The sequence below is a fragment of the bacterium genome (assembly GCA_004322275.1).
Classification (GTDB): Bacteria; Desulfobacterota; Deferrisomatia; order Deferrisomatales; family BM512; genus SCTA01.
In genome coordinates this window covers 1-13,426 of the sequence record SCTA01000038.1, presented here as the reverse complement: position 1 = coordinate 13,426, position 13,426 = coordinate 1, and the positions used below count along the sequence as shown (strand labels likewise).

Here is a 13,426-nt window from a genome sequence, read left to right as displayed (position 1 = left end):
CCTCACGCCCCCGCCGTAGCGACCGGTCGCTCGTAGAGCGAGCGGCTCCTTCCGGGCCGAGTTTTGCCCCACTTTTTCGACAAAAAGTGGGGCGCGGGTGCGGGGCGCGCCAAGCCCCGCTACTGTAAAACCTGCGAAGCAAACAAAAGTCACTTGATTCCCGCATGCGCGGGAATGACGGGGTTGCGTGCCGAGCCCGCCCTACACTGCTCAAAAGGTGGCCGGGAGCGCGAGGCAAAGCCCCGCTAGCGTAAAACGATGGGCTGAAAGCCCATCCTACGCTTATACCTTCGAGCCAATAAGACCAATTACAGGAAAAGCCGCCCAGCCGGGCGGCTTTTTTTAATCTCATGGAACTTCCATCCAGTTAATTCTCTATCCCCAGCCCCGGCCTCGCTTCGAGGATATTGATGTAATCCTTCCTGAGGGCCGCTATCGCTCCTTCGAGGTTGTCCACGCCGAGAATCAGCACGGCGTTGTCCAGAATCCTTCCGATCATCGGGTAGAAGTAGCGGATATGTATCTTCGCGCGGGCAAGGGGGCGCATCACCGCCGTCATGCCGCCCGGGTGGTCGGGGGTCTCGACGGCTATGACCTTTGACTCCTCCAGCCGGTAACCCTTGGCGGTGAGAATCTCCCTGGCCTTGGCGGGACTGTCCACGACTATGTGGACGAGGTTTGATTTCCCGCCCAGTATCGCGCTTATGGCCCTTATGTTGATCCCCTCCTCGCCCAGAAGCTCGCTCATGGCGCAAAGATGGCCCGGATCGTCGTCCAGATGGATTGAAAGCTGGGTAATCAGCATGGACCTTACTCCTTGTTCTTTATGAAATCGTAGCCCCTGTCGAACGCCGCGACGCTGGGGGGTATCAGCTTCGGTTTCTTCTCGAAGACAATCGCTATCGCCTTGTGGGCCGCCTCCCGGGAGACGAGCCCGTTGTAGGCGGCTATCGCCCCCAGCATCACGAGGTTCACCGCGCGGGGGTTCTTCACCTCTTCGGCAAGATCGTTCGCGGGCACCCTGACGACAACGAGATCTTCCCTGCCGGGGTCTTTTTCGACGAGGGAGGAGTTGATGAAGAGAAGCCCTCCCGGCGAGACCTTGTTCACGAACTTCGCCAGCGAGGGCTGATTGAGGACGACAAGTATCTCTGGCTCGGAGGCGACCGGAGAGGCTATCTCCTCGTCGCCGACGGCCACGGTGCAGTTGGCCGTGCCCCCGCGCATCTCCGCGCCGTAAACCGGGAGATAGGTGACGTATTTGCCGTCCACCATTGCGGCGGTGGCCAGAGTGTAGCCCATCGAGAGCACCCCCTGCCCGCCGAATCCCGCGAATATAGACTTTATGACCATATCCTATTCCTTTGCCGCCTCGGGAAGGCGCCTTTCGACAAGCACACCGGGGGGGTATGCCTTGGCCATGTTTTCTTCTATGAATTTTATCGAAGCCAGGGGGGAGAGCTTCCAGTTGGTGGGACAGGCACTGACAAGCTCGACTATGGAAAAGCCCCTTCCCTGAAGCTGGCACTCGAAAGCCGAGGCGATAAGCTTCTTGGCCTTTTTAATCTCTTTGGGGGTGGTTATGAGCGCCCTCGCGGCGAAGGCGGTGCCCTCTATCTCGGCGACGAGGTGGGTTATGTCGAGATTGTAACCCTCGCGGCGCGGCTCGCGGCCGAAGGGGGCGGTGGTGGCCTTCATGCCCCTAAGGGTCGTGGGAGCCATCTGGCCCCCCGTCATCCCGTAGATGCCGTTGTTGACGAAAATTATAGTTATGTTCTCGCCCCTCGCCGCGGCGTGGATCGTTTCGGCGGTGCCTATGGCGGCGAGGTCGCCGTCGCCCTGGTAGCTGAAGACGACAGCGTCGGGCCACCTGCGCTTTATGCCGGTCGCGATGGCGGCTCCGCGCCCGTGAGCGCCCTCGACGAAATCGCAGTCGAAGTAGTTGTAGGCGAGGACGGCGCAACCGGCGGGAGCGACGCCTATCGCGCGCTCGCCGATACCCATCTCCTCGAAGACTTCGGCCACCAGCCTGTGGACTATCGAGTGGCCGCAGCCGGGGCAATAGTGGAAAGCGGCGTCCTTGAGGTATTTTGGCCGCGAATAAACCTTCTGCATCGTCTTTACCCCTGTCAAATCGGCCTGAAATGCTGGCAATAGCGGTTCGTGATTACCTTGGCCAGATCCCTCGGCGTCGGGCTGGTGCCGCCGGGACGCCCGTAGAAGTGGACGCTGGCCTTGCCTTCGACGGCCAGCCTTACGTCCTCTATCATCTGCCCCGCGTTAAGCTCGAAGACCAGAAAATCCTTCGCGGTCTTGGCCGCTTCGGCAATAGCCGCGGAGGGGAAGGGCCAGAGGGTTATCGGGCGGAGGAGGCCGACCTTCAACCCCTCCTTCCTTACGCGCCGGATGGCGCCCTTGGCGATGCGGGCGGCGGTACCGAAGGCGACTATGACCATCTCGGCGTCTTCGAGCTCAAAGCCTTCCCAGCGGACTTCGTTCGCCGAGATGAGGCTGTATTTTCGCTGGAGCTTCCAGTTGTGCTCCTCCAGATCCTTCGGTTCGAGAATCAGGGAGAGGCGCACCCGGGACTTTCTCTTGCCCAGCCTGCCGGTGACGGCGTAATCCTTCTCCGGCAGGTCTTCGACCTTTATCATGGGGGGGAGGGTGACGGGCTCCATCGTGTTGCCCATCATGCCGTCCGCCATGATCATCACCGGGGTGCGGTACTTGTCGGCGAGGTCGAAGGAGAGGTAAGTGAGATCGGCCATCTCCTGCACGTTGCCGGGGGCAAGGACGATCATCCGGTAATCGCCGTGGCCGCCGCCGCGCGTACACTGGAAATAGTCGCTCTGGCTGCCCGCGATGTTCCCGAGACCCGGCCCGCCGCGCACGACGTTTGCTATGACGGCGGGAAGCTCGTGGCCCGCGAGGAAACTCAGGCCCTCCTGCTTGAGGCTTATTCCGGGGCTCGACGAACTGGTCATCGCCCTGCCGCCTGCCGCGGAAGCCCCAAGCACCATGTAAATCGAGGCTATCTCGCTCTCGCCCTGTATGAAGGTGCCTCCTACCTCCGGCATCCTCTCGGCCATGTACTCCGGCACGTCGTTCTGGGGGGTAATGGGATATCCGAAATAGTAGCGGCACCCGGCGCGGACGGCGGCTTCGGCCATCGCGTTGTTGCCTCTCATCAATAGCTTATTAGTCACGCCACACCTCGATGATGGCTTCGGGGCATACCAGCGCGCAGATGGCGCAGCCGGTGCAGTCTTCGCCGGACTGCTCCGCGGGATAATACCCCTTGTCGTTGTACTCCTTTGAGATCCGAAGAACCCCCCTGGGACAGAATTCAACGCAAAACCCGCAGGATTTGCACTGATCTCTGTCGATTTCGACCTTTCCCTTCGCTGGCATCTTGCTCTTCGCGCTCCGGGCGGCAAATTACCGCCAAAGGGCCTGACGGACAGCCCTTGTGAATCCCCTGAAACCGACCGGGCCGGGTTCGGGCGTTCCCTGTGATTTTTGAAAAAACGAAACTGCATTTTCACCAATAAAGAATCCGCGGTCAAACAAAATGCGCCGGGCCGCCAAATCCCCTGCTGCCTGCGGCGATTTTCCAGAGATAACAAGCGTTTTGATTTCGCCTCGGTCCGCTTTCCCCCGCCGCGAAAGCGTATTTTAAAGGCGGCCGCGAAGGAAAAAATACGGAGAAAACCGTTCTTTCCCGAATTTTTCAGGAGTTTCCGCCTGCGGAATGGAGCCCCCCTGCCCGCGGTGAATCGTTTTTTTGCTGTTTGCCTTTTGACGGCGGGGTAATTTCTGCCGCGAGGACTGAGGGCGAAGCTAAAATACTTTACGTGGACGTTAGCTTTATTTGTCTTCACCACATAGAATTTTGCCTTAATCAAAACATGCCGTCAGCCCCCGTCTTTCCGTGCTTTTTTAATATTGCCTTTAATTGCGGGTACTTATGCTTCTTTGGCGGCGAGGCGGTTCCAAATGGCGCCAATCCGTAGGTTTTCAGTAAAAATTTGGGCCAAAATGTTTGACGAGCGTAAAAAGTCAGTGTTAGAAGTGCTGGATTACCTTACCAACCACCCGACCGGTAGGAGTTTTTAGTTTTAATGAGCGTGAGTCCCGTACAATTAAAAGTGGATGGCGTCAGTCTCAGCTTCGGCGGGATAAACGCGCTCACACACGTTGGCTTTGAAGTCCTGAAAGGGGAGATATTCTCCATTATCGGACCCAACGGCGCAGGCAAGACCTCGATGCTCAACTGCGTCAGCGGCCGCTACAAGCCGCAGAAGGGTTCGATAACCTTCGAGGGGACGGAGCTTGCGGGAAAGCCCCCTGCCATCCGCGCAAAGCTCGGCATCGCCCGCTCCTTCCAGAACATCGCCCTCTTCAAGGGAATGACCGTGATGGACAACCTCCTCATCGGGCGGCACATCCATCTCAAGTGCGGCTTTCTGCGCGGCGGCCTTTTCCTCGGCCCCTGCAAGAAGGAGGAGATACGCCACCGGGAGTTCGTCGAGGACATCATCGACTTTCTCGAAATCGAGCACATAAGGCAAAAGGTGGTCGGGACTCTGGCCTACGGCCTGCAAAAGCGCGTCGAGCTTGCCCGGGCGCTGGCGGTCGATCCGAAGCTCCTGCTACTCGACGAGCCGATGGCGGGGATGAACCTCGAAGAGACGGAGGACATGGTCCGCTACATCCTCGACATCAATCAGGAGCGCGGGGTCACCGTCGTCCTCGTCGAGCACGACATGGGCGTCGTCATGGACATCTCCGATCACGTCGTAGTCCTCGATTTCGGCATGCGCATCGGACTGGGCACTCCCGAGGAAGTGCAGAAACACCCCGACGTCATCCGCGCCTACCTTGGCGACGAGCATTCCATCTACATCGGAAGATAGGCAGGCGCTCCCATGACCTTCAGCGACAAAGCGAACACCTTTCCCAAGCTCCTCCAGAGAAACGCCGAAAAATTCGGCAAAAACAAGGTCGCCCTGCGCGAGAAGGATTTCGGCATCTGGCAGTCCTTCACCTGGCAGGATTATTCCGACCACGTAAAGTATTTCTGCCTCGGCCTGGTCTCTCTGGGGCTAAAGAAGAGCGACACCATCGCGATTATCGGCGACAACCGCCCGGAATGGCTCTTCGCGGAGCTTGCGGCGCAGAGCGCCGGAGCCATAGGCATAGGCATCTATCAGGACGCCATCCTCAAGGAGGTCTCCTACATCATCAACCACGCCGGTTCCAGGTTCATCGTGGCGGAGGATCAGGAGCAGGTGGACAAGGTTCTCGACATGATCGACGACCTGCCCACCGTGGCGAAGGTTATCTACACCGATTCGCGCGGGATGAGGAAGTACGAGGACGACCGGCTCATCTTCTTTCCCGAGGTGGAAAAGCTCGGCAGGGAGTTTGAAAAGCAAAACCCCGGCCAGTACGAGTCGATGGTCAACATAACAAGCCCCGACGACCCGGCGCAGATCTGCACCACCTCCGGCACCACCGGAAACCCCAAGCTGGCCGTGCTTTCCCACCGCAACATGCTCAGCATGGCGGCCAACCTCGGCGCGGTCGATCCCAAGTACGAGACCGACCAGTTCGTCAGCTTCCTGCCCCTGCCCTGGATCGGCGAGCAGATGATGTGCGTCGCGAGCGCGCTCCTTTTCGGCTTCACCGTCAATTTCCCCGAGGAGCCGGAGACGGCGACCGAAAACATACGGGAGATAGGCCCCCACGTAATCTTCAGCCCCCCCCGGGTCTGGGAGAACCTCGCGGCGACCGTCCAGGTGAAGATAATGGACGCCTCCTGGCTGAAGCGCTACGTCTACAACAGGCTCCTGCCCGTCGGCTACGAGTGGGCGGACCTGAAATTCCGTAAAACCCCCCCGACCTTCGGCCAGAAGCTGCGCTACGGGTTCGCATGGGTAATCCTCTTTCGGGCGCTTAAGGACAGGCTCGGCTTTTCCCGGATACGCTCCGCCTCCACCGGTGGCGCGGCGCTCGGCCCCGACACCTTCCGCTTCTTTCACGCCCTCGGCGTCAACTTAAAGCAGATTTACGGGCAGACGGAAATCTCCGGCATCTCCTGCATCCACCGCGACGGCGACGTAAACTTCGACTCGGTGGGCATGCCGATACCCGAGACCGAGGTGAAGATAGTCAACGCCGACCCGGAGGGCGTCGGAGAGGTCGTCTCAAAGTCCCCGGCCCTCTTCCACGGCTACTACAAGAACCCGCAGGCCACCGAAGAGACGATTCTGGAAGGGTGGCTCTACTCGGGCGACGCGGGCTACTTCGACGAGAGGGGCCACCTCATCATCATCGACCGCATGAAGGACATTATGACCCTGGCGAGCCAGGAGCGGTTCAGCCCCCAGTTCATCGAGAACAAACTTAAGTTCAGCCCCTACATAAAGGAAACCGTCTGCATCGGCAACGGCCGCGATTACATAATGGCGATGATCTGCATCGACTACGGGATCGTCGGAAAATGGGCGGAAGACAACCGCATAGGCTATACGACCTACACCGATCTCGCGGGCAAGAAGGAAGTCTACGATTTCATCGAGCGCGAGGTCGAAAAGGTCAACGAGACCCTCAAGCCTTCGCAGAGGATCAAGAAATTCCTCCTCCTGTACAAGGAGCTTGACGCCGACGACGACGAACTGACCCGCACCCGGAAGGTGCGCAGGGGTTTCATCGACGAAAAGTACGCCGATATCATAAACGCCGGGTACGGCGGAGAAGAGACGATCCACATCGACACCCTGATAAAGTATCAGGACGGCAAAACCTCGCGCCTTCGGACCGACATAGCGGTTCGCGCGCTTGAGGCATGAGCAAAGAGGAACGATGAAAGAGTTTTTGCGTTCAAGGATCTTCGGCTGGGCTGCTTTTGCGGTCATTACGATAGCCGTCCTGGCGTTTCTGTCGCTTTCCGAGACCGCCCGCTCGAAGGGCATCTCGGGGACGCTTATCCTCCAGCTCTTCATAAGCGGCATCTCCTTCGGCTCGATTTACGCTCTCGTGGCCCTCGGGTTCGCCATAATCTACAAGGCCACCAGCGTCGTGAACTTCGCCCAGGGGCAGTTCCTGATGATAGGGGCCTACTCCTGCTTCGGCATTCTGAGCAACCTCACCTCCACGACCTCGATTCCGTGGGTCTGGGCGATAATCCTCTCTCTCGTCTTCGCAATCGTGCTCGCGATGGTGGTGGAAAGGCTGATTCTGCGGCCGATGATCGGCGAGCCGATTATCTCCATCATCATGGCCACCATCGGCCTCTCCTACGTCCTTCGGAGTATCGCCACGGCCATCTGGGGGACCGACCCGCAGTACTTCTCCCCGAAGCTCTTTCCTGACAAGACCGTTTCGGTGGCGGGGCTCAACCTGCCCTACGAGTACATCTGGGGGTTTTCGCTTTCCATCACCCTCCTTTGCCTCTTCGGCCTCTTCTTCAAATACTCCAAGGCCGGGATAGCGATGCGCGCCACCGCCTTCTCCAATCAGGTGGCCCTCTCGATGGGGATAAGCGTGAAGAACATCTTCGCCCTCTCCTGGTGCATCTCCGCCGTGGTCTCCTTCATAGGCGGGATACTTTTGGCGAACATAACCGCCGTGAGCGTGGACCTGGGCTATATGGGGCTCAAGGTCTTCCCGGCGGTGATTCTGGGCGGGCTGGATTCGGTGCTCGGGGCGGCGATAGGCGGAATAGTGATAGGCGTCCTCGAAAACCTGAGCGACGGCGTCGTCTCCAAGCTCTTCGGCCTTCAGGGGATAAAGGAAGTCGCCCCTTTCGTATTTCTGGTGATAATTCTGATGATAAAGCCGTACGGACTTTTCGGCACCGAAGAAATAGAGCGGGTCTAGCAGATGAGTGTCAACCATTGCGGCGATTTCAAAGAGACCTACGCGCAGGACATGCGTTTTCTCCAGACCAATTTCATCCGGTTCTGGGTCTACGGTCTCGTCCTTCTGCTTTTGTTTCTGCCCCTCTTCAAGTTCGGGCAAATTATCTACTACACCAGCCTTGTCGGCGTCGCGGTGGTCGGAGCCGTCGGCCTGAACATAGTCACCGGCTTCACCGGCCAGATTTCGCTTGGGCAGGGAGCCTTTCTGGGAGTCGGGGCCTTTTCCTGCGCGTACTTCATGCGCGCCTGGGGGGTCTCCTTCTGGCTCGCCATGCCTATGGCCGGGGTTACAACCGCCTTCGTGGGCATGATCTTCGGCATACCGAGCCTCAGGCTCAAGGGGCTCTACCTCGCCATAGCCACCCTGGCCGCGCAGTTCATCATCGAATACGCCTTTTTGCTCCCCAGCCTGGAAAAGGTAACCGGCGGGGCCTACGGCGCGAAGTTTCCCCCGGTCATGCTCTTCGGCAACAAGGTCAGTTCCGACGTGTCCATTTACTACATCATCGTCATAGTGGCGATACTCACCGTGCTCTACGCCTCCAACCTCTTTAGAAGCCGCGACGGCAGGGCCTTCGTTGCGGTGCGCGACCATTACCTCTCGGCGGAGATAATGGGGATAAACCTCTTCAAGTACCGGCTTCTCTCCTTCGCCATCAGCTCCTTTTTCGTCGGGATAGCGGGCTGCCTGATGGGGCTTTTGTCTTACGGAACCGTCATGGCCGAAGAGTTCACCATAAAGCTCTCCATCGAATATCTGGCGATGATAATCATCGGCGGCATGGGCAGCGTAATCGGGTCGATCTTCGGGGCGATCTTCATGACTCTCTTCCCTCTTTCCCTGACGCTGCTCTCGAACGCCCTCGCCTCCTCCTACCCTTCGGTTTCGGCGCTTATTCTCAGCATCAACGAGGGGGTCTTCGGCCTCGTGGTGATACTCTTTCTGATTTTCGAGCCGGACGGCATGGCTCACCGGTGGAGACAGATCAAGGCGTACTGGAAACTTTTCCCCTTCAGCTACTGAGAAGGGTTCGCGGTTTCTTTATTCGGCCTTCGAGGGAGGGCTATTTACTTTCTTTTAATCTGGAAACTTTTCATAACGGAGAAGGAAATGAAAAAGATACTGTCTTTATTTTCCGCTGTCGCGATTCTGGGTATCTCAACCTTCGCGGCGGCCGCCGACGTAATCAAGATCGGCCACCTCGCCGCCCTCACCGGCCCGACCTCCGACGTCGGCACCAGCTACGCCGAAGGCGTGCGCGCCTACGCAGATTACATCAACTCCAAGGGCGGCGTGAACGGCAAGAAGATCGAAGTGCTCACCCGCGACTACGCCTACGACAAGAAGACCGCCGTCACCCTGTACCGCAGCCTCGTCGCCGACGGCATCATCGCCCTGCAGGGGTGGGGAACGGCGGATACCGAAGCGCTCAAGGACCAGGTCAACGTAGACAAGATTCCCGACCTCTCCGCCTCCTACTCCGCCAACCTGACCAACCCCGCCGACGCGCCCTACAACTTCTTTATCGCGGCGGATTACACCACCCAGCTTCGCGGCGCTCTCAAGTACGCCAAGGACAACTGGAAGGAGAGCCGCAAGCCCAGGGTGGCTTTCGTCTACCCCAACCACCCCTACGGCATCGCCCCGATCAAGGGAGCCAAGGCCTACGCCGAAGAGATCGGTTTCGAGATACTGACCGACGAAAACGTCGCCCTCAACGCCCAGGAAGCCACCACCCAGATACTGAGCCTTAAAAACGGCGCTCCCGATTTCGTCTGGATAGGCGGCACCACGGCCTCCACCTCCGTCATCCTCAAGGGCGCGAAGCAAAACGGCCTCAAGACCCAGTTCATCATCAACATCTGGGGCAACGACGAATCCCTTCCCAAGCGCGCCGAAGGCGCGGAGGAGGGCGTCTGGGGCCTTCACGCCAATTCCGCCTACGAGGACGACGCGCCCGGCATGAAGGCAATCAAGGAAGTGACCAAGGGCGTCCCCCAGACCATCCACTACATCCGCGGCTGGGTCTCCATGATGGTCATGACCGAGGCGCTCAAGATCGCCGACAAGGCCGGGAAGCTCAGCGGCGAAGGGATCAAGGAAGCCCTCGAAACCCTCAAGAATTTCGACACCGGCGGCCTCACCGCGCCGGTGACCTTCACCGCCACCGACCACCGTCCCAACATGTCCGTCAAGATATTCACCTTCAAGAGCGGTCAGCTCAAGAAGGTCGCGTCCGTCGAGCTTGAAAGACGCGCCGACTGGCTGGGCCTGTAATAAAAATCGCCTCCGGGGGAGCCTCCGGGCTCCCCCTCTTTTCCAGTAAGCCTTCCTTAGAGGGCTTACTGGAAAAGGCAACCGGGCTTTTGGAGAAAACAGGTAATGCTGAAGGTAAACAACATAGAAGTCGTCTACAACGACGTCATCCTCGTCCTCAAGGGGCTTTCCCTTTCCTGCGAGGAGGGAAAGATAACCACCCTCCTCGGCGCTAACGGCGCGGGCAAATCCACCACCCTGAAGGCGATCAGCGGCCTTCTAAAGGGCGAGGAGGGCGAGGTTACCGAGGGAACGATAGAGTTCAAGGGCGAGGTGATCAACGGCATTCCCCCCGAGAAGATCGTCCGCAAGGGCATCTTTCAGGTCATGGAGGGCCGCCGCGTCTTCGAGGACCTCGACATCGTAGAGAACCTGCGCTGCGGCGCGTACACCAGAAGCGACAGGGCGGGCGTGAAGCGCGACCTCGAACTGGTCTTCGACTACTTCCCGCGCCTCCGCGAGCGCAGAAAGTCTCTCGCGGGCTACCTCTCCGGCGGCGAGCAGCAGATGCTGGCCATAGGCAGGGCGCTGATGGCCCGGCCAAGCCTCCTTCTCCTCGACGAGCCCAGCCTCGGCCTCGCGCCCCTCCTCGTGAAGGAGATTTTCTCGATAATCTGCAAGATAAACGAGGAGGAGAAGGCCACCATCCTTCTGGTTGAGCAGAACGCCAACCTCGCCCTCCAGGTCGCCTCCTTCGGCTACATAATGGAGAACGGCAAGGTGGTGCTCGACGGCCCCTGCGAAAAGCTGCGGGAAAATCAGGACGTGAAGGAGTTCTACCTCGGCATCGGCGAGAGCGGAACGAAGCGCTCCTTCAAAAACGCGAAACACTACAAGCGGCGCAAGCGCTGGTTATCATAAGGATTAGCTGATGGACCGCACTTCCGGACTTTTCTCTCCCGAAACCGAGGGGCTTTCGCCCGAAGCCAGAAGGGCTTTTTTCGAGGGCGAGGTAAAGAAGGTTATCGCCCACGCCTATGCAAACGCTCCGGCGGTGAAGGCGCTTTTCGCCAGGACGGGGATAAAGCCCGGCGACATCAAATCGCTCGACGACCTCGCACTCGTGCCCGTAACACCTAAGGCGGAGCTGGTGCGGATGCAGGCCGAGAATCCCCCCTTCGGCGGCCTTCTCGCCGTTCCCGTGAACCGGATACGGCGCATCTTCCGCTCGCCCGGCCCGATAAGCGACCCGCAGGGAATCGACGAGGGGTGGGGGTGGGAGGAAGCGCTCTTCGCCACCGGCTTTCGGCAGGGCGACATAGCCATCAACACCTTCTCCTACCACATGACCCCGGCGGGGATAATGTTCGACGACTCGCTCGGCAGGCTCGGCTGCGCGGTGATACCCACCGGCATCGGCGAGCGCGAGGCGCAGGTCGATATTCTCAAGACCTACTGCGTCTCCGGCTACGTGGGGATGGCCTCCTTCCTCCTCCAGATAGGGCAAAAGGCGATCGAGCTAGGCCTCGACCCCCGGAAGGACCTCGCCCTGCGCGCCGCCTTCTCCACCGCCGAGCCCCTGCCGGATTCGCTCAGAAACGCCGTGGAGGACATGTTCGGCCTCGTCTGCAGACAGGGCTACGGCACCGCCGACTGCGGCTGCCTCGCCTACGAGTGCTACCACCGGGGCGGGATGCACCTGACTTCGCGCGCCTGGGTCGAAATCGTTGACCCGACGACCGGAAAGCCGATGGCGGACGGAGAGATCGGCGAAGTCGTCGTCACCCTCTTCAACGAAGCCTACCCGCTGATCCGCTTCGGCACCGGCGACCTTTCCGTGATCGACGCCTCGGCGTGCCCCTGCGGGCGAAAGAGCCCCAAGCTGCGCGGCTGGCTCGGCAGGGCCGACCAGCTCGTGAAGGTGAAGGGCCAGTTCGTACACCCCGGGCAGGTCCAGAAGGCGCTGGCCGACTTCCCCCAGTTCGCCAAATACCGCGCCGTCGTCACCCGCGCCGACAACAAAGACATCCTCGAAATATTGATCGAAGCGGCGAACGTTGAAGGTGGAGTAGACAAGGCGCTGGAAAAGAAAATCCGCGACATTCTGAGGATTGGAGGAACGGTAAAATTCGTCCCGCCCGGAACTTTGCCAAGCGACGGAAAGGTCCTCGAAGACAAAAGGGTGTGGGAGTAGAGAGAGCGATGAAAGAGAAACTTTGCTTTGTGCAATTCCTTCACCCCGGTGGTGAGTCTCGCCCGAGGAAGGGGGAAAAGCAAATTGGTTGGAACACAGGATCGCATAAACGTAAGTTTCTCGTCAGCCCCGGTAGCTACATCGAAAAATTGGAAGGCGTCAAAAAGGAAACCGAAGAACTGTGCTTTTGGGGAGAGTGGGAACCGCCTTCTGGAGTAACGCCTATTTCGAGTAGCACCCCTCAGAATGGCTTACCAAACTGCTTTCATTTCCCCTATTACGTTTCTTCACGACCAGATGAAGTGCAAAACACCGATCCTTTTGTGTTCGGTGGCCCTTTCCTTTATTCAAATTGCATGCAATGGTCCCAGCAGCGCGGAAGCTGGAATTCATTACACAATCTTGCAAATGGGAGCGTTATCCTGTTTGGATCAAATATGGGAGGTTTTTTTATCCTCGACACCGTTTTTGTAGTAAAAAATTCAGTTGAAATTACGGGAAACAATCTCAATGTTTTCCAGAGCTTGCCTAAGTCATTCAAGGCCGCTACGCTTACCCTGCTAACGGCTCCTAAAGAAGGCGAGAACTTTCGGCTGTATTTCGGGGCAACTCTTGAGAAACCTCAGGATGGAATGTTCAGCTTCTTCCCAGCCCAGAGAAAAGAAAATTGCTCCAAAGGATTTCAAAGGCCGGTGATTGAGCTTAATGGGATAATCGCTAACAAACAGAAGCAAGGCTACGGGTTGAATATCCAGACGCGTGGAAATGCAGGAGTGGTTAAAAAGCTTTGGGAAAAAGTCGTCAATCAGGTGATTGAACAAAAATGCGTTCTCGGAACCTATGCTGAGGAGCCAACGCTGGAAGCAAACGATTCCAAAGGAAAAAGTGGCCACCAGCCGACTGGATGTTCTCCGGCTGGATGCTTAAGAAAAGGGGCTGTCCTAGATAACTAAAAATATCTAGGATTGGTTCATGAGAAAGAGCAGGCTAAGCTGGGGCAAGCAAGAGCGGTTGATCGAGCACTTTGTAGCCGGGACTACAGCAAGGACA

The 13,426-nt window shown here is 58.4% G+C and carries 14 protein-coding genes; 9 read left to right on the top strand and 5 right to left on the bottom strand.

The window, feature by feature from the left end; all coding sequences use genetic code 11:
• Positions 1-367: 367 nt before the first annotated feature.
• From EPN96_11545 to EPN96_11525, 5 genes are read right to left on the bottom strand one after another with little or no spacing between them, the layout of a single operon-like run.
• Positions 368-805 (bottom strand): acetolactate synthase, encoded by a 438-nt coding sequence (locus EPN96_11545; GenBank protein TAL15847.1) that lies wholly within the window; start codon positions 803-805, stop codon positions 368-370.
• Between the two features lie 5 nt (positions 806-810).
• Entirely contained in the window at positions 811-1,353 is a 543-nt protein-coding gene (locus EPN96_11540; protein TAL15846.1) for a 2-oxoacid:ferredoxin oxidoreductase subunit gamma, read from the bottom strand.
• Between the two features lie 3 nt (positions 1,354-1,356).
• Positions 1,357-2,115: a 2-oxoglutarate oxidoreductase gene (locus tag EPN96_11535; GenBank protein ID TAL15845.1), complete on the bottom strand. Its 759-nt coding sequence runs from the start codon at positions 2,113-2,115 to the stop codon at positions 1,357-1,359.
• 14 nt (positions 2,116-2,129) lie between these two features.
• The gene (vorB, locus tag EPN96_11530; protein ID TAL15844.1) at positions 2,130-3,188 is read right to left on the bottom strand and encodes a 3-methyl-2-oxobutanoate dehydrogenase subunit VorB; all 1,059 of its coding nucleotides are present in this window, start codon (positions 3,186-3,188) and stop codon (positions 2,130-2,132) included.
• A 10-nt stretch (positions 3,189-3,198) separates the two neighbouring features.
• Positions 3,199-3,411, bottom strand: coding sequence for a ferredoxin family protein (locus EPN96_11525; protein ID TAL15843.1), 213 nt, complete (start codon positions 3,409-3,411; stop codon positions 3,199-3,201).
• 710 nt (positions 3,412-4,121) lie between these two features.
• Between EPN96_11525 and EPN96_11520 the strand changes: the two genes are divergently transcribed.
• The 9 genes from EPN96_11520 to EPN96_11480 form a co-directional block, all read left to right on the top strand.
• Complete coding sequence (locus EPN96_11520) at positions 4,122-4,916, top strand: ABC transporter ATP-binding protein (protein TAL15842.1); 795 nt, start codon at positions 4,122-4,124, stop codon at positions 4,914-4,916.
• A gap of 12 nt (positions 4,917-4,928) precedes the next feature.
• Positions 4,929-6,854: a long-chain fatty acid--CoA ligase gene (locus EPN96_11515; GenBank protein TAL15841.1), complete on the top strand. Its 1,926-nt coding sequence runs from the start codon at positions 4,929-4,931 to the stop codon at positions 6,852-6,854.
• Between the two features lie 13 nt (positions 6,855-6,867).
• Complete coding sequence (locus EPN96_11510; protein ID TAL15840.1) at positions 6,868-7,884, top strand: branched-chain amino acid ABC transporter permease; 1,017 nt, start codon at positions 6,868-6,870, stop codon at positions 7,882-7,884.
• A gap of 3 nt (positions 7,885-7,887) precedes the next feature.
• Entirely contained in the window at positions 7,888-8,949 is a 1,062-nt protein-coding gene (locus tag EPN96_11505) for a branched-chain amino acid ABC transporter permease (GenBank protein TAL15839.1), read from the top strand.
• 87 nt (positions 8,950-9,036) lie between these two features.
• Positions 9,037-10,203, top strand: a complete 1,167-nt coding sequence (locus EPN96_11500) for an ABC transporter substrate-binding protein (protein TAL15838.1) — start codon at positions 9,037-9,039, stop codon at positions 10,201-10,203.
• Between the two features lie 105 nt (positions 10,204-10,308).
• Positions 10,309-11,103, top strand: a complete 795-nt coding sequence (locus tag EPN96_11495) for an ABC transporter ATP-binding protein (protein TAL15837.1) — start codon at positions 10,309-10,311, stop codon at positions 11,101-11,103.
• 10 nt (positions 11,104-11,113) lie between these two features.
• Complete coding sequence (locus EPN96_11490; protein TAL15836.1) at positions 11,114-12,376, top strand: phenylacetate--CoA ligase family protein; 1,263 nt, start codon at positions 11,114-11,116, stop codon at positions 12,374-12,376.
• An 8-nt stretch (positions 12,377-12,384) separates the two neighbouring features.
• Positions 12,385-13,329 carry a hypothetical protein gene (locus tag EPN96_11485; protein TAL15835.1) on the top strand — a complete coding sequence of 315 codons (945 nt, stop codon included), beginning with the start codon at positions 12,385-12,387 and terminating at the stop codon, positions 13,327-13,329.
• Positions 13,330-13,348: 19 nt separating this feature from the next.
• Positions 13,349-13,426 (top strand): IS1595 family transposase (locus EPN96_11480; GenBank protein ID TAL15848.1); only part of this gene is annotated, 78 nt, incomplete at its 3' end.